We start from the raw sequence: 16,192 nt of genomic DNA on the forward strand, positions 1-16,192 counted from the left end.
GAATCGTCTCTAGACGCGATCCCTCTGAGATTCTGTTCATTGGGGAAGCAACTGATTACACTCATAGTATGGGTATCTGACTGGCCCCCCTAGGGCGTCAGTAAACTTGCTTGAGGTCCCATGTCCACCTAGCCTTGGTTTACAATGCCATGCTAGGGCTAACGTATTCGTCAGAATGGTTTGATGTCGTTTTGTTGGACGAAGCAGGTTGGTTTATGTAAGTAACAAGCTTGACTAGCGTAGGGAGATGTGGATGAACGGCAAAGTGAGAATTTACGAGTTATCGAAGGAATTGGATTTGGATAACAAAGACATCTTGGCGATCGCAAGTCGCCTCGACATTGCCGTGAAGAGTCACAGCAGCACCATCGCAGAGTCAGAAGCTGATCAAATTCGTTCAGCGGCTCGTCAGTCTCGCGCCAGTGGCGGTGCCACTCGGCCCAATGCGCCCGATCGCTCTGCCAGTCGGCCTCGACCAGCGGCCCCGGTCAAAAATGGCGATCGACCTGAACGCAAACAGCAAATTTTAGAAATTCGTCGCCACCGGGTTACTCCTAGGGCCGACACTGAGGCAGGCGCTCCTACTCCTAACGTTGCCTCCCCGAGTGCCCCTGCCCCTAGCGCCAGTCGGCCAACGCGTCCTGATAGTCTTTCTCAGCCTCCTAGTCGTCCTGGGGAAACTCCTAGAGCCGATCAGGCAGAGGTTAAACCCAAGCCGCCAGTATCCCTCAATCGTCCTGGGGTGAGTGCTCCTGTTGAAACCCCTGTCGAAGAGGTTGAGACGGTTGCAGTCGAGCCCGTTGTAGCGGTCTCTCCACCGTCGGTCAAGCCAAGACCAGAGCTGATTGGGCCTGTATCTCGGGGTCGTACCGACAGTGACGATCGCCAGGTAATCGTGCCAGAGGGCGCTCGTCCGCCCCGCCCTGTTATTCGCCGCCCCGAGAGCCGTAGCCCCGAAAGTCGTTCGGCTGATGGCCCTGGTGCCCCGCGTCCCACCATTCCCATCCGCGAAATCGATGCGGGCGAAGATGTTACCCGTCTAAAGCCCAAACCCAAGCTGCGGCGGCCCAATTCTGACGCCGAAACGGCCAGAGCCGAAACGGCTGCCCGCAACGAAACCCCTCCCGGCAATGACTCAATTTCCGTGCTTGGGGTCGGTGGTCTTGACGATCAACCGCGTCGTCCTTCGCCGCCTCGTCATAAGCGCGAAGAGCGCGAAGACGAAGACGATGATCAAAAGATGCGCGAAAAAGCCAGCAAGGTCGGCAAGACCAAGCGTCGAGGCCAAGGCGTGCTGGGTGAAGACGATGAAGATCTCGACGTGCTAGTCGATGAGCTTGACGAAGATGGAGAGCAGGCTACCGATGCCCAAAATCTGAGCATCTCACTAGCGCGTCCACCCAAACCCAAGAGTCCCAGTAGTGGTAGGCCGTCGTCACCGACGATGAAGAGCCACAAGCCCCAGCACCGTGACAGTAGTAGTGGCGGTGGTCGCTCCCGTCGCGGTCGCCGGGGTGAGGCTCAGCCCACCCAGGAGCGTCCCGAGTTTATCGTGCTCTCCGAAGGACTAACCGTCCATGAGCTGGCCGAGCAAATTATGGTGCCTGAGACAGAGCTGATCAAGTCTCTGTTCTTCAAAGGCATCGCTGCCAATATTAACCAAACCCTCGATATCGAAACCGCCAAAATGGTGGCTGAAGAGTTTGAGGTCATGGTCGAAACCAGCGAAGTCGAGTCAGAGGCCAAAAAGGTCACTGAAATGATTGACGAAGCCGACTTTGAGAGTCTTAAGCGGCGGCCTCCGGTGGTTACCATCATGGGTCACGTTGACCACGGTAAAACCACGTTGCTCGACTCCATCCGCAAGACAAAGGTGGCTCAGGGCGAGGCTGGCGGCATCACTCAGCACATTGGTGCATACCATGTCGATGTCGATCATGCGGGCACGTCCCATCAGATCGTGTTCCTCGACACCCCTGGCCACGAGGCATTTACCGCCATGCGGGCGCGGGGTACCCGAGTGACCGACATCGCCATTCTGGTGGTGGCGGCGGATGACGGTGTGCGGCCCCAAACTATTGAGGCCATTAGCCACGCCAAGGCCGCCGAGGTACCGCTGATTGTGGCCATCAACAAGGTTGATAAAGAGACAGCCAACCCCGATCGCGTCAAGCAAGAGCTAATGGAGCATGGGCTGGTGCCTGAGGAATGGGGCGGCGACACCATCATGGTGCCGGTGAGTGCCCTGTCAGGCGAAAATCTCGACAGCCTGCTGGAGATGATTGTGCTGGTCGCTGAGATCGAGGATCTCCAAGCTAATCCTGACCGTCTAGCTCGCGGTACTGTGATTGAGGCCAACCTCGACAAAGCCCGTGGCCCAGTGGCTACCCTGCTGATCCAGAACGGTACGCTGCGGGTGGGCGATTCGCTGGTGGCTGGTCCGATCTTGGGCAAGGTCAAGGCCATGCTCGACGATCGCCTCAAGCGAGTTCAAGTTGCTGGCCCCTCCTTTGCAGTTGAGGTACTAGGTCTCAACGATGTCCCCGCTGCTGGCGATGAGTTTGAGGTCTACTCCGATGAGAAGACCGCTAGAGCAGTGGCCGACAAGCGCATGCTTGAGCAGCGCCAGTCGCGTCTACAGCAGTCGATGGCCTCCCGCCGTGTTACCCTCAACACCATCTCTGCCCAGGTTCAGGAGGGCGATCTTAAGGATCTCAACCTGCTGCTCAAGGCCGACGTACAGGGTTCCATCGAAGCAATTTTGGCGGCGCTTCAGCAGCTACCGCAGAACGAGGTGCAGATTCGGGTATTGTTGGCTGCCCCTGGTGAAATCAGCGAAACTGACGTCGACCTGGCTGCTGCCAGTGGCGCGGTAATCGTCGGCTTCAACACTACTCTTGCGCCTGGAGCGCGGCAGTCTGCCGATCGCCTGGGTGTAGACGTGCGCGACTACGAGGTGATCTATAACCTCCTCGATGATATCCAGGGCGCTATGGAAGGCCTACTCGACCCCGAAATGGTCGAGGAGACCCTGGGTCAGGTGGAAGTGCGGGCGGTATTCCCCGTGCGCAAGGGTGCGGTTGCCGGTTGTTACGTGCTTTCGGGCAAGGTGACTCGCAACTGCAACCTCCGAGTAGTGCGCGGTGGCGAGGTTGTTTATACTGGTAAGCTCGACTCCCTCAAGCGCATGAAAGAAGATGCCAAAGACGTGGCCTCCGGCTTCGAGTGCGGCATCGGCATCGACAACTTCAGCGACTGGAAAGAAGGCGACATTATCGATGCCTTCAAGATGGTCACGAAGCGTCGCACCTTGGCGATGGCCTAGGCAAGGGCAGGGTTCCCTAACTGGGAACCCTGCGAGACAGCAGTGTAGAACAACGGAGTAGACAATGGCATCCTGGCGCTGCGATCCGTACCTATGGGTACACCTGGCCGGATTGGCTACTGTACCTTTGTGGATCGACCTGTGCCTGCTCGGGCTGGCGGTGGGTAACCCCACCCTGCCAGAACTAGAGCTGGGTGTCATTGTGGCGTTAGGTGTGCTGCCGGTGCTGATCATGCAGCTGCGGCAGCCGTTTTATATTTTTAGTTTGCCAGGGCTAGCGTTGAAGCCCGCTGCGCTGCAAGACGATCAGCGTCGCTTGCTGAACCAGTTTCGGCGGTGGCGAGTGCGTTTGGGAGCGCTGCTGGTGCCGGTGCCGCTGGTGTGGGTTTTGCTAAAACTCTACCCGCTGGCCTTTTTGGCCCGTGATTTAACTCCCTTTAGCGATTGGGGACGGCTGGGTGGGGTGGCGATCGCCGCCCTAAGCTTCCTGATGGCTAATCTGTTCTTGCAGATCCCCGTAGCCGTATTTCAGGTCTTGGCTACGCCCGATCGGGTCATGGCTAGGGTTGCCCCCTATGCTGCTGAGAACGTTGCCGCTGACTTCACCTGGATTGGGCTGACGGTCGGTAAGATTTTGCCCGACTTAACCAATCGGGCGAGGCCCAAGATTGTTGCTCCAGCCATGGTGGAAACTGCTGAGCCTCCTCAAGTTTTGCCTGTTGAGCCATCAGATACGGAGCATGGCCGTGGCGTTGCTGAAGCGATAGCTGAAACCGACGTGCCTTTGAAGCCTGCGGTTGAAGCAGACCCAGCGGAAGCTTCGGCCCATGCCGATACGTCGGATGTGTCTGCCTCTTCAGAGGCGATCGCAGACCCTGTTGACCTTGAAGCTCTCCATGACTCCGTTACAGTAGAGCCCGTAGATTTCCTCGTCGATAGTGACGCTATGGTTGATGACAGGCCCTTGAGCCACCCAGAAGTTGAGGAGTTGAGCGACAACGTAACCCACCTAGAGGATGCGGACTATTCGCAGCCCTTGACGGCGATCGCCGACATCTACCCTAAGGCTCGTTAGGGCCTTGGCGTGCCGACCATAGACTCCTGTCAATTCCCAGTACTGTGGCCCTTGGCACAATCGCAGCGGGACGATTGCGCTATCTTATAGTTAGTCTTCTAGTGATCAGAGTTTTTGCTGACTCGCCGACTGATCGAGTGGCCCTGAGCGGTAGAAAGACCTAAGGTTTTGACAGTTATTCGAACTTTTTAGAGGCAGCTATGGCCGCAACTCGCTCCGTCAACCCCATGCAGCTTTCTGAACACGCCCGCATTTGGTTTAGCCTCAAGTCTGCGATCGCCAGCAGCTCCGGCTTTAAGAGCTGGAAGGGTGAGCTTCCTACTGCTGAGGCCGAGACCGCGCCGCTTGATCAGCTCGTGCGTCGCTACTTGCGCGAAACCTTAGAAACCCTGGCCTACTAAACCCTGTAGTACTGCTTGTACCAAGCCACAAACTGCTCGATGCCCACTTCGATGGGGGTACTGGGGGCAAATCCCACATTTGCCATCAGATCGCTGACATCGGCATAGGTGGCAGGCACATCTCCAGGCTGCATGCCGCATAGAACGGTTTTGGCAGTCTTGCCAAGGGCTGCTTCGATCACCTGAATAAAGCGCAGCAGCTCCACTGGCTGATGGTTGCCAATGTTGTAAATTTTGTAGGGAGCCTGGCTATCGCTGTTAGGGTCTTTACTTGAGGTAGGAATGTGGGTCATCACTCGCACAACCCCCTCTACTACGTCGTCAATGTAGGTAAAGTCGCGCTTCATCTGGCCCTGGTTGAACACCTCAATGGGGCGATCGCCTAAAATTGCTTCCACAAACTTGAAGTAGGCCATATCGGGCCGCCCCCAGGGGCCATACACCGTAAAAAAACGCAGACCCGTAGTAGGGATTTGGTACAGGCTGCTGTAGGCGTGGGCCATCAACTCGTTGGCCTTTTTGGTGGCGGCATAGAGCGATACCGGATGGTCAACGCGATCGTCCACCGAGAACGGTACCTTGCGATTAGCCCCATACACCGAGCTGGATGAGGCAAACACCAGGTGCTTAACCCCCATCATGCGGCAGCCCTCCAGCAGGTTGAGAAACCCCGACAGGTTGCTGTCAGAGTAGGCGAAGGGGTTCTCCAGCGAGTAGCGCACCCCTGCCTGGGCCGCCAGGTGAATGACGTACTGAAATTGGTGACTGCGAAATAGGGCCAGCATACCCACGCGATCGAACAGATCAAGCTGTTCGAAAGTAAAGCCATCGTTGGAGGTGAGCTGGGCGAGGCGATCGCGTTTCAATCCAACGTCGTAGTAGTCGTTGAGGTTGTCAATGCCATAGACCTGGTGACCGCTTTCCAACAGCCGCCGGGCGACAAACGAGCCCACAAACCCCGCTACCCCAGTAACCAGTACAGCGATGACCGTAGCCTCCTAGGGCCAGAAATTTGCATTCAAACTAACGCCAGTAGGATACCCAAAGCGCTCCAAAATCTTAAGTCTTTTGCCTAATTGTGCCTCTGGCGGCCCAGGCAACAAGCCATTGCCGTCATCGGTGCTAGGATCATGCCAAAGAAACCAAGAAGAATGGTAAGAGAGAAAGGACGTAGTCGTACATGCAAGAATTTGAAAAAACAATCTCCTTCGGTGGTCGCGATATTCACCTGAGGGGTGGGCTGTTGGCTCCCCAGGCGGGGGGCGCAGTATTGGTACAGTCGGGTGAAACTGCGGTTTTGGTGACCGCAACCCGCTCAGCAGGACGTCAAGGCATCGATTTTTTGCCTCTGCTGGTTGATTACGAAGAGCGACTTTATGCTGCCGGACGTATTCCTGGCGGGTTTTTGCGGCGGGAGGGCCGTCCCCCTGAGCGGGCTACTTTGATCTGTCGCCTGATCGATCGCCCCATGCGACCTCTGTTTCCTCAGTGGCTGCGCGACGACATTCAAATTGTCGCCACTACCCTGGCTATGGATGAGCAGGTACCCCCCGATGTGCTGGCCGCTACCGGCGCGTCGATCGCAGTGCTGCTGGCCAAGATCCCCTTCTACGGCCCCATGGCCGCTGTGCGCGTGGGTCTAGTGGGCGACGATTTCATTATCAACCCCACCTATAAAGAGGTCGAAACCGGCGATCTCGACCTAATCGTGGCGGGCTCCCCTGACGGCGTGATCATGGTAGAGGCGGGCGCTAACCAGCTCCCCGAGGCCGATGTGATTGAGGCCATCGACTTTGGCTATGAAGTTGTCCAAGACCTGATCAAAGCCCAGCTAGAGCTGATCAAAGAGCTAGGGATTGAGATCGTCACCGAGCAAGAGCCCGAGACCGACCCCACCCTGGCTACTTTCATCGAAGAAAAAACTGCCGCCGCTATCAAAGACGTGCTGAAGCAGTTTAGCCTCACCAAGCCCGAGCGCGATGAAAAGCTCGACGCCATTAAAGCTGAGCTAGCCACTGCCGTTGACGCCCTAGAGGACGAAAATCCGATCAAGGTGGCGGTGGCCGAGAACGGTAAAGCCCTGGGTAACACCTACAAATCGATCACCAAAAAGCTGATGCGTCAGCAAATCGTCGCTGACAAGGTGCGGGTCGATGGTCGTCAGCTCGATGAGGTGCGGCCAATCTCTTGCCGAGTAGGGCTGCTGCCCAAGCGGGTGCATGGTACCGGGCTATTTCAGCGGGGCCTGACCCAGGTGATGTCGGTCGCCACCCTGGGCACCCCCGGCGATGCCCAAATGATGGATGACCTTCACCCCGATGAAGAGAAGCGCTATCTGCACCACTACAACTTCCCCCCCTACTCGGTGGGTGAGACGCGGCCAATGCGATCGCCCGGTCGCCGCGAAATTGGCCACGGCGCTCTCGCCGAGCGTGCTCTGGTGCCAGTGCTACCTTCCAAGGAAGACTTCCCCTACGTGATTCGGGTGGTATCGGAGGTGTTGTCTTCCAACGGCTCGACCTCTATGGGGTCGGTGTGTGGTTCTACCCTGTCGCTGATGGATGCTGGCGTGCCGATCACTAAGCCCGTCAGTGGGGCAGCCATGGGCCTGATCAAAGAAGGCGACGAGGTGCGTATTCTCACCGACATCCAGGGTATCGAAGACTTTTTAGGCGATATGGACTTTAAAGTCGCCGGTACCGACACAGGGATCACCGCCCTACAGATGGATATGAAAATCACCGGCCTGCCCCTATCGGTGATTGCCGACGCCATCAACCAGGCTAAGCCCGCCCGCCTGCATATTCTTGAGAAAATGCTGGCCACCATCGACACGCCGAGGGCAGAGCTGTCGCCCTACGCCCCACGCCTGATCAGCTTTAAGATCGATCCTGAGATGATCGGCATGGTGATTGGCCCCGGCGGTAAGAAGATCAAGGCGATTACCGAGCAAACCGGCGCTAAAGTCGACATCAACGACGATGGCACCGTGACTGTTTCGGCGATCGAAGGTGAAAAAGCCCTTCAGGCTAAAGCCCTAATCGAATCGATCGTCTTTAAGCCTGCTGCCGGTGATGTGTTTGTGGGCAAAGTGACCCGCGTTATCCCCATTGGGGCTTTTGTGGAATTTATGCCCGGCCAGGAGGGCATGGTTCACATTTCGCAACTGGCCGACTATCGGGTAGCTAAGGTCGAAGACGAAATCAATGTCGGCGACGAGGTGATCATCAAAGTGCGTGAAATTGATGGTCGTGGTCGTGTCAACCTGACCCGCCTCAACATTCACCCCGACGAAGCAGCTGCGGCTCGTGAAGCTGCTGCGCTGCGGTAAAGATCGAGATGAGGGGATGGGAACGGAGAAGATAGGGGAGATTCTCCTGTTTATCCTCTCTATCTCCCTTATCTTCCCCCTGCCCCCTGAATCAAACGTTGTACGCTGCAACAATTGATTCGGGGGTTCTTTTCTTAGTACGATGCAGGGATGCAATTTTGTATATCTAGCCTTTAACCTCAAAACACCGTGCGCAAAATCGTTATCGCTGGCAACTGGAAAATGTACAAGACCCAGGGCGAAACCCTGGACTTTCTGCGTCATTTTCTTGGACAACTCGCCGATACCCCCGATGGGCGTGAAATAGTTCTATGCGCGCCCTTTACGGCCTTGGGAGCCCTGTCTAAAAGTCTGCACGGAGCCAGAATTAGGGTGGGTGCTCAGAACATTCACTGGCTGCCGGAGGGAGCCTTTACTGGCGAAATCTCGGGGGATATGCTGCGAGAGCTAGGGGTGCGCTACGTGATTGTGGGCCACAGCGAGCGCCGCCAGTACTTTGGCGACACCGATGAAACGGTTAACCTGCGCCTGCAAGCGGCACAGAAGTGCGGCCTGATCCCAATTTTGTGCGTCGGTGAAACCAAGAGTCAGCGTGATGCTGGCGAAACTGAGGCGGTGATTACCACCCAGATTGAGAAGGGCCTGGTGGATGTTGACCAAAACAATTTGGTGATTGCCTACGAACCAATCTGGGCGATCGGCACGGGCGACACCTGCGAAGCCGCTGATGCTAACCAGGTGATTGGGGGCATTCGCAAGCTGCTGAAAAATCCTAATATCACTATTCAGTATGGCGGTTCGGTCAAACCCAGCAACGTCGATGAGCTGATGGCTCAGCCTGAGATTGACGGTGCCCTGGTGGGTGGTGCTAGCTTAGAACCCGAAAGCTTTGCCCGTATTGTCAACTTTCAATGCCCTTAGCTCATGCTTTTTCCGGTCATGCTGGTAAAAACAGGTTTGGGAGTTGGGCAGAGAACGGTTGGCGGTAGCTTAAGTCAATCTCTGGTCAGATAGGGCATTGGTTGGGTCGATAGCTTTAGGTTGCTGGTTGATCAGCGACGCTTTCAGAAGGGTTGGGGTCGCAGCCTTGGGAAGGGTTGATGGGCTGCACGTAGCCCTGGTTGTAGGTGCTGCCATCGGGCATGGTGGCAAACTCTAGGTGCGCCCCGGTGAGATTGGCGTTGGTTAAGTCGGCTTCGTAGAGGTCGGCGTAGCGGAGGTCTGCCCCGCGTAGATCGGCGTTTGACAGATCGGCCTGGCGCAAAACGGCCCCGTAGAGGCTGGCCTCTGACAGATCAGCCTGGTGCATTTGGGCTGAGCAGAGGGCGGCGTCGCGCAACTCCGCCTGGGTGAGGGACGCGTTGGTAAGGTTAGCCTTAACAAGGCTGGCGTGTAACATTTGAGCTTGGCTGAGGTCGGCTTGCAACAGATTAGCTTCGGAAAGGTCTGCCCCCTGAAGGTTGGCCTGATGGAGGGTGGCTTGGGTGAGATTTGCTCTGTGCAGGACGGCGTTGATCAATTGAGTGCCGGTCAAGTTGGCTCTGGTCATATTGGCCTCTCGAAAATTTCTGCGGCTGAGGTCTTGACTGCTGAGATCGGCGGCGGCTAAATCGCACTGCTGACAGCGGCGATCGCGCGGAGAGTCCACGGTCTGGGCTGTGGATGCGGTCTCTGTGCCGCCATCCCCTGCGGCTTCTAGGGTTTGATAACGGCTGAGTTGTTCATCTGCTACACGCCAGGCGGTGGGGATTACAGCGGTTAAAAGTACGAGCAGGCTGACAAAAATGTTCCACCGCATAGTTTGAACTGGGTTGCTGGGTATTGGTGTTCCAATACTCAAAGGCAAAAGCACCGATCAGGAGCGATCGCATCAAGTTTTGATAGGAGTTAAGCCTTTCCTTGTAAAGGATCCTAGCTTTTCAAGCAGATAGCCAGCATGTCCGTATTTATACGGACATAGTCCTAAGGTTTCATCAAAGTATCACAGAGTACCATCGGTGAATTCGCAGTTCCTTGCTGGTCTATTGCGTATTCTGAAGGAGATCTCCTGGGGGGTGATTTATTCACCTCAGTGTGTTCTCTGTTATGAATAACTCTCCCTTTCGTCGTATTGTCTTGCCAGCGCTGCTAGCCTCTAGTGCTGGGTTTGCGGCGCTTACCTGGCCGATGGCCTCCGATCGCGCCGTCCAGCTCTCGGAGCAGCTACCCCAGCCCCTCAGCTACTGGGTCGACTCAGCTCTGATCACCAATCAGCACAAGGAATTTTCGATCCGCTACATTGGCTTTGCCATCCTGTCGAGCGTTGCGATCGGAGTCGGTACCGCTAAGGCCATGCGTGTTCGGCAGGGCCGAATGCAGCGCCATCAGGGGTTGCTCGATCAGGTTCTGCTAGCGGATGACCAGCAGGAGGACTTTGGGGGCGATCGCCTGCCTACCGCCGATCCCATCCAATCGCCTTCTCCTGACCCGGCTGCAGTCAGCCACGCCGCCGCGCTGACTGCAACTACCGCTAACGCGGCCCTAACCCTTGACTGGGATAGTCTGCTGTCGGCTACCCCTGATGTCCAGGCCAATGGGGAGCTGATGTCTAGCCCTATGGATGAGCAGGTGCTTTACCACATTCAAGGTGCCGATCAGTGTCGCAGTTTGGCCCTTGCCATTGAGGGTGAGTACTACCGCTATTACCGCAACCGCCCCGATTTAGACAAAGCTCGAACCTTGGTACAACAACTCCATCAGCAAGGCAAACGCGCCCTTGCCACCTGGGATGACAACGGCTATGTGGTTTGGATCCATCAGTCCGAACGACCGCAGCAGGCCGTTCCTTGGCTAGGGCGTTTAGCCACGAGCTAGGGGTGCAAGCCCAATAGGCAAAAGTCGGTTGATCACTAACGATGTTCCTAGGCAATGTTGAGCAATACGCAGGCATGAATCTCAAAACGCTAGAAAATCTTTGGACGGCCTTTGTGGAGGGGGAGCGAGACTTTACCGGCATAAATCTAGCTGGAGCCGACCTCAACCACTGGAGTTTAGCCAGGGTCGATTTCTGGGGGGCTGATTTTAGCGGGGCAAATCTCACCCAGGCTAACTTTCGTCGGGCTAACCTAAAGCAGACCCAGTTCTCTAACGCCAAACTGGTGGGAGCCGACCTCCGTTGGGCCGATCTACGGGAGGCTGTGCTCACCGGAGCCGACCTTGACAATGCGCGTTTAGAAGGTGCTCTCTACAATGCTCAAACCCAGTTTCCTGAAGGGTTTAACCCTGGGCAGGCCCGGATGTGGAGCCTAGCACCGGGGGCTGCCCTGGCGACCAAAGATTTGCGAGAGCGCGATCTGGGGGGCACCGACTTAACCGCTGCTGACCTCAGCGGGGCGCTACTGGTGAATAGCCAGCTGTTTGGCGCGGTGCTGAGACGCAGCAACCTGCTCAGCGCTCTGATTGGCGATAGCGACCTGCGCTACGCTGATCTGCGTCAGGCCACGCTGATGCTAGCCGACCTGCGCGGGTCAGACCTGCGACATAGCGACCTGGGCCAGGCCAATCTGATCGGGGCCAATCTGCGCGGATGTCAGCTAGCCCATGCCAATTTAGACGGTGCCCTTTACTCCGATAGCACCCAGTTTCCGCGAGGGTTCCAGGTGCCTGAAACGCTGCACTACCTGGCCCCTGGCGCATCTCTGTGGGGTGCTGACCTCAGTGGAGCCAGGCTAACTGGGGTAGATCTCAGCAGGGCTGACCTCTCTGGGGCCAACCTCATGCACGCTGATCTGTGGGGTGCTTGTCTAGCCGACGCTGACCTCAGCGGAGCAAACCTATTGGGAGCGAACTTGCTGGGAACCGACTTGACCGGGGCTAATCTCAACCAAACCAACCTGATGCAGGCGATTATCGACACGCCAGGAGACTTAGTGGGAAAGATTACCTTTGATGGTCAGTCAGCCTAGGCGTGAGAATGGGTTGCGAGGTTAGAGGGGTGACCCTAAAACCCTATGCCTTTGCCCCTATCCTCGGCTCACAGCAATGCCATCTGGCTACCGTCACCAGGCGTCTCGTCGTAGCCTAGATGGCGGCGGGCGGCAAGGGTAACCACTCGGCCCCGGGGAGTGCGCTGTAGGTAGCCAATTTGCAGCAGGTAAGGCTCGTAGACTTCCTCAATGGTCTGGGGGTCTTCGCCGGTGGAGGCGGCCATGGTGTCGAGACCAACGGGGCCACCGCCAAAGTTTTCGATCATCACTGACAGCAGGCGGCGATCGGTCCAGTCGAGGCCGCAGGGGTCAACGTTAAAAAGTTCTAGTGCTTCGGCGGCTAGGGCGGCGGTGATGGGGCCTGCCCGCTTCACTTCGGCATAGTCGCGTACTCGCCGCAGCAGGCGATTGGCGATGCGGGGTGTGCCTCGGGCGCGGCGGGCAATTTCTTCGGCTCCGGCGGGTTCGATGGGAGTTTTTAAGACGTCGGCGGTGCGCAGCACAATGGGCTTAAGCTCATCGATTTCGTAGAAGCGCAGCCGCTGGATCAGCCCGAAGCGATCGCGCAGCGGCGAGCTCAGCGCCCCTACCCGCGTCGTTGCTCCCACCAGAGTAAAGGGGCACAGTGGAATGCTGCGAGTGCGGGCCGACTGCCCTTTGCCGATGGTGATATCCAGTCGCGAGTCTTCCATTGCCGGGTAAAGAATTTCTTCGGTGACCCGGGGCAGCCGGTGAATTTCGTCAATAAACAGCACATCCCCTGGCTTGAGATTGACCAGCAGTCCAGCAATATCGCGAGGCCGCTCTAGGGCAGGGGCCGTGGTGATTTTGCAGGTCACCCCCATTTCCTGGGCCAAAATTAGCGCCATGGTGGTTTTGCCCAACCCTGGCGGCCCATACAACAGCAAATGGTCGAGCGGCTCTTGCCGCGACTGAGCCGCCTGAATGGCAATGCCCAGGACTTCTTTAAGGGATGCCTGGCCAATGTAGTCTTGCAGTCGCTGGGGCCGCAGGGTGTCTTCAGGGGCAGTTGACGATGGTGCCTGGGTATCTGGTTCATCCCCCAAATCTTCTGGCTGCATCTCTCCACCCTTGACTAGGGAGAGCAGCGGCTGTAGATCAGCCGCTTCGGCGGGTTGGACTGGCAGCTTAGACTGAGCCCGCTTGGGCTTGGCCGAATCGTCGGACGTGTGAGAAGAAACAATGGCCATAGGGGAGCCTAGGGGGCGGCCCCCCCATGATACTGTGGTGCATTTGCACTATCAAGCCATTGGCTGGCTCTACAGCAGGATGAGCAGACCGAGGCTAAAGCCAAGCATGCCCAAGATCACTGATCCCAGGCCCGTAGGTTTTGGTTCTGGGGAGAGGCTCAGGTCTTTTTCAAAATCGCATTTGAGGCAGTGGTACACCGTGGGCTTATATTCCACAATGCTGTGAACACCGCACTCGGGACACTGCACGCTGGGCGGGGTGAGGGTAGATACAGTCATGGCTACACACCTAATGGGTAAACGGGCAACCAGGGAAATCTCCAGATTGGGCTGAAGACTCGCTCAACAGCAGAGAACACACCAACAGCATGGAACGAATGTCCTAACTGCGCCAGGGGAAAAACTTCTGAAAAATTCTGCTCTAAATTCAGGAGTTATCTGCCGATGTGCAAACGCAATGTGCAAATGCAATCGCCTTGCTGGGGCTTGTGGGGTAACCAACCTGTCCGTGCCTGCGGGTCTTACCGACCAAACCCGACTAAATCCGATGGCCGTTACTTCTGCTCTAAGGGCAAGCTGGGCCAAGTGATTTAGCGAATATAGCTATGCCCGCACCAAAATTTTTAAGACAGGCCGCGATCGCCCTGATTGGCTTTGAGGTAGGGCTGGCTTTCGCCTATTTGGCCCTGATTGGTCTACGGGGCGAGGCGGGGCCATTTGACTTTGACGGGTTGCGATCGCTGCCCTCTTGGCTACAGGCGATCCTGCTGAGTGCTATCGGGCTTCTCTGTGTGGGTTTGCTGCGCCATCGACGGCCCATGTCTAAGCCGTCCTGGTTGTTGCCCAGCACGTTAGCACTGCTCTGTTTCTTCGGCGCTGTGGATGAATTGCTCAAGTTCCACCTCACCCTGGGGCAGGTGGACTGGAAATTGATCTACCTCAGCCTCTTGATGGCGATTGTGGTGTTGGGATTTAGAGATTTAGTCTGGCTATGGCGTACCCACCGGCTCACGGTGCTCTGGGGGCTGGCGGGGCTAGTAATCTTCTTGCTGGGCGGGTTTGGGGCCGAGCTGGCCAAGGATGCGATCGCGCCAGCGCTATCTACCCGCTTCTCATCTGAAACCGTATTTGTAATCGAACATCTCCGCATCACCCTAGAGGAATTGGCAGAACTCCTAGGTGAAACCATTATTCTCTATGCCATAGCCTGTTTCGCCCAGCAGGTCTTACCTTCCCAGACGCAAAGGCTCAAACATCCCTAATGCCGTCTCTGCTTTTTGCCTTCCAGCCGGCCTGAGCAGGCGTTCTATCGCCGCCGTAGCCACATCAGCACAGCTAGACCAAGTCCGATAGCCGGCAGCACCAGCAGGGCAAATACCCCGAGACCAATCTGCTGCTGCACCGTCAGGGTAATGCGGCGGTTGGTGACTTCGCGGGGGCGAATGGAGAGGGTGGCGTCGGTCTGCTGCCCCAGCCAGCTCACGGCATTGAGAAAGACATCGCCATTGAGCTGCTGCTCAAAGAGGCCATCGGTGGCAAAGGTGGCGTTGCCAATCACGACTAGACGCGACTCCGGTGGCGGTTCACCTTCGGCGGGGGTCGCTCCTTCGACCGGGCGACTGAGGGCAACCCCAAGGGTGTAGGGGCCAGAGGGCGGCGCGTTTTCGTCGTATTGCAGCTCGCCTTCGGTGGAAAGGGCCTCGGCCCGGCTTTGGGGATTGCTCTGCAAAATAGGCGTTGCCGTGACCCCCGGCACCTCTTCGACATTGACGGGGCGCACCAGCGGAAAGAACGATCGCCCGCCGGTAAAGTCGCGGGTGATGGGGTGGTCGCCGAAGTCGGTGACTAAGGGGGCGGCGGGGCCGAGGCCAACGAGTTGCCCACTGCCGGAAGTATCCAGCACAATGCGGTCGTCGAGGGTGATGCCCCAGGGGTCGAGCAGGGTGTCGAGGCCAGGACTGGTGCGCGGATCGATCAGCAGCATGAGGCTGCCACCGCCATTGAGATAGGTTTGCAGCGCGTTAACTTCAGGCTCAAAGAATTCGGCGGCAGGACCAGCCACCACCACCACGCTGGCATCCTCGGGCACTGTGCTGGTTTGAGAAAGGTCGAGGGGCTGCACCACGGCGCTTTTGTCTTCGAGGGCGGTGGCGGCCTGCAAAAAGCCGGTGTCGCTGCCGTCGATGGTGAACTCCTGGTGGCCCTGGGTGAAGTAGACGGTGAGGGGGCGAGCGCTCACCACCTGATCGAGCGCATTGGTCAATGTGCGCTCCGACAGCCGCTCGCTGGGGCCAACGTTCTGCAAAAAGCGGCGGGTCTCGCCACTTTCTACAAACACCATGCCCGTTTGGGTAGCGCCGAATTCCTGGGCTTGACGGGGGTCGTTGTAGGGGTTGACGTAGTCAAAGGTAAACTGCGGCCCGGCCTGGCGGTAGCTTTCGAGCAGCTGGCGGTCCTGGGGGTTGGGCAGCGGGTCGAAGACGACGATGCGAGTGGGGTTTTCTAGGGTCTGTACTACCTGTTGCGACTGGGGAGCCAGGGTAAAGATTTGGTTCTCGGTGAGGTCTACTCGGCTGGCATAGCGCACTGCCAAAAAGTTCACCAAGCCCAGAATGGCCAGCACCGCCAGAGTAGAGATCAGAGCGTTGGCCCCCGCCTCGGTGGAGCGCTGCGCCCAAAACCGACCCTGCCCGTAGTTGCCCAGCACCAGCCCAAGCAAGAGTAGGCCAATGCCCCCAATCAGTAGTCCTGCGGGCAACAGCGTCCACCCGGCGACAATACCGGCAATTAACCCCGCCGTCACCAGAGCTAGCCCCGGAAAAGCCAGGTATTTCAAATACTTTTGGTAGGCCGCCAACGATTTCATCGCCATTACTCGCTACTA

The 16,192-nt window shown here is 57.3% G+C and carries 13 protein-coding genes; 8 read left to right on the forward strand and 5 right to left on the reverse strand.

The window, feature by feature from the left end; all coding sequences use genetic code 11:
- Positions 1-247 precede the first annotated feature (247 nt).
- The 3 genes from infB (at position 248) to H6G07_RS20870 (ending at position 4,801) form a co-directional block, all read left to right on the forward strand.
- A complete protein-coding gene (infB, locus tag H6G07_RS20860; RefSeq protein ID WP_342351402.1) occupies positions 248-3,325 on the forward strand; it encodes a translation initiation factor IF-2 in 3,078 nt (1,025 codons plus the stop codon).
- Between the two features lie 64 nt (positions 3,326-3,389).
- Positions 3,390-4,400 (forward strand): low-complexity tail membrane protein, encoded by a 1,011-nt coding sequence (locus H6G07_RS20865; protein ID WP_084173442.1) that lies wholly within the window; start codon positions 3,390-3,392, stop codon positions 4,398-4,400.
- A gap of 200 nt (positions 4,401-4,600) precedes the next feature.
- Positions 4,601-4,801 (forward strand): hypothetical protein, encoded by a 201-nt coding sequence (locus tag H6G07_RS20870; RefSeq protein WP_073610173.1) that lies wholly within the window; start codon positions 4,601-4,603, stop codon positions 4,799-4,801.
- Here H6G07_RS20870 and H6G07_RS20875 read toward each other — a convergent pair.
- On the reverse strand, positions 4,798-5,787 hold the full coding sequence (locus H6G07_RS20875; RefSeq protein WP_073610172.1) for an NAD-dependent epimerase: 990 nt from the start codon (positions 5,785-5,787) through the stop codon (positions 4,798-4,800). The genes H6G07_RS20870 and H6G07_RS20875 overlap by 4 nt on opposite strands.
- A 194-nt stretch (positions 5,788-5,981) precedes the next feature.
- On the opposite strand from H6G07_RS20875, the gene H6G07_RS20880 reads away from it, so the two are divergent.
- The gene (locus tag H6G07_RS20880) at positions 5,982-8,132 is read left to right on the forward strand and encodes a polyribonucleotide nucleotidyltransferase (RefSeq protein ID WP_073610171.1); all 2,151 of its coding nucleotides are present in this window, start codon (positions 5,982-5,984) and stop codon (positions 8,130-8,132) included.
- A 189-nt stretch (positions 8,133-8,321) separates the two neighbouring features.
- A complete protein-coding gene (gene tpiA / locus H6G07_RS20885) occupies positions 8,322-9,053 on the forward strand; it encodes a triose-phosphate isomerase (RefSeq protein ID WP_073610170.1) in 732 nt (243 codons plus the stop codon).
- Positions 9,054-9,168: 115 nt separating this feature from the next.
- Here the strand turns inward: tpiA and H6G07_RS20890 are convergent, their stop codons facing one another.
- The gene (locus H6G07_RS20890) at positions 9,169-9,930 is read right to left on the reverse strand and encodes a pentapeptide repeat-containing protein (protein WP_073610169.1); all 762 of its coding nucleotides are present in this window, start codon (positions 9,928-9,930) and stop codon (positions 9,169-9,171) included.
- A gap of 287 nt (positions 9,931-10,217) precedes the next feature.
- Here H6G07_RS20890 and H6G07_RS20895 point away from each other — a divergent pair, with 287 nt between their 5' ends.
- Both H6G07_RS20895 and H6G07_RS20900 read left to right on the forward strand, forming a co-directional pair.
- A complete protein-coding gene (locus H6G07_RS20895) occupies positions 10,218-10,985 on the forward strand; it encodes a hypothetical protein (RefSeq protein WP_073610168.1) in 768 nt (255 codons plus the stop codon).
- 74 nt (positions 10,986-11,059) lie between these two features.
- A complete protein-coding gene (locus H6G07_RS20900) occupies positions 11,060-12,076 on the forward strand; it encodes a pentapeptide repeat-containing protein (protein WP_073610167.1) in 1,017 nt (338 codons plus the stop codon).
- Between the two features lie 68 nt (positions 12,077-12,144).
- Here the strand turns inward: H6G07_RS20900 and ruvB are convergent, their stop codons facing one another.
- On the reverse strand, positions 12,145-13,308 hold the full coding sequence (gene ruvB, locus H6G07_RS20905; protein ID WP_073610166.1) for a Holliday junction branch migration DNA helicase RuvB: 1,164 nt from the start codon (positions 13,306-13,308) through the stop codon (positions 12,145-12,147).
- Positions 13,309-13,377: 69 nt separating this feature from the next.
- Positions 13,378-13,587, reverse strand: coding sequence for a hypothetical protein (locus H6G07_RS20910; protein ID WP_073610165.1), 210 nt, complete (start codon positions 13,585-13,587; stop codon positions 13,378-13,380).
- A gap of 326 nt (positions 13,588-13,913) precedes the next feature.
- Between H6G07_RS20910 and H6G07_RS20915 the strand changes: the two genes are divergently transcribed.
- Complete coding sequence (locus tag H6G07_RS20915) at positions 13,914-14,570, forward strand: DUF8692 domain-containing protein (RefSeq protein WP_073610164.1); 657 nt, start codon at positions 13,914-13,916, stop codon at positions 14,568-14,570.
- Between the two features lie 44 nt (positions 14,571-14,614).
- Here H6G07_RS20915 and H6G07_RS20920 read toward each other — a convergent pair whose 3' ends face one another.
- Complete coding sequence (locus H6G07_RS20920) at positions 14,615-16,174, reverse strand: GldG family protein (protein ID WP_073610249.1); 1,560 nt, start codon at positions 16,172-16,174, stop codon at positions 14,615-14,617.
- Positions 16,175-16,192 lie beyond the last annotated feature (18 nt).

The organism is Phormidium tenue FACHB-1052, assembly GCF_014696675.1.
Classification (GTDB): Bacteria; Cyanobacteriota; Cyanobacteriia; order Phormidesmidales; family Phormidesmidaceae; genus Nodosilinea; species Nodosilinea tenuis_A.

What these genes read in the sequence shown, in the direction of transcription:
- H6G07_RS20920 (WP_073610249.1), bottom strand. Translation starts at nt 16,174, where the DNA reads ATGAAATCGTTGGCGGCCTACCAAAAGTATTTGAAATACCTGGCTTTT.
- H6G07_RS20880 (WP_073610171.1), top strand. Translation starts at nt 5,982, where the DNA reads ATGCAAGAATTTGAAAAAACAATCTCCTTCGGTGGTCGCGATATTCAC.
- H6G07_RS20870 (WP_073610173.1), top strand. Translation starts at nt 4,601, where the DNA reads ATGGCCGCAACTCGCTCCGTCAACCCCATGCAGCTTTCTGAACACGCC.
- H6G07_RS20865 (WP_084173442.1), top strand. Translation starts at nt 3,390, where the DNA reads ATGGCATCCTGGCGCTGCGATCCGTACCTATGGGTACACCTGGCCGGA.
- H6G07_RS20890 (WP_073610169.1), bottom strand. Translation starts at nt 9,930, where the DNA reads ATGCGGTGGAACATTTTTGTCAGCCTGCTCGTACTTTTAACCGCTGTA.
- infB (WP_342351402.1), top strand. Translation starts at nt 248, where the DNA reads ATGTGGATGAACGGCAAAGTGAGAATTTACGAGTTATCGAAGGAATTG.
- H6G07_RS20910 (WP_073610165.1), bottom strand. Translation starts at nt 13,587, where the DNA reads ATGACTGTATCTACCCTCACCCCGCCCAGCGTGCAGTGTCCCGAGTGC.
- ruvB (WP_073610166.1), bottom strand. Translation starts at nt 13,308, where the DNA reads ATGGCCATTGTTTCTTCTCACACGTCCGACGATTCGGCCAAGCCCAAG.
- H6G07_RS20915 (WP_073610164.1), top strand. Translation starts at nt 13,914, where the DNA reads ATGCCCGCACCAAAATTTTTAAGACAGGCCGCGATCGCCCTGATTGGC.
- H6G07_RS20900 (WP_073610167.1), top strand. Translation starts at nt 11,060, where the DNA reads ATGAATCTCAAAACGCTAGAAAATCTTTGGACGGCCTTTGTGGAGGGG.
- H6G07_RS20895 (WP_073610168.1), top strand. Translation starts at nt 10,218, where the DNA reads ATGAATAACTCTCCCTTTCGTCGTATTGTCTTGCCAGCGCTGCTAGCC.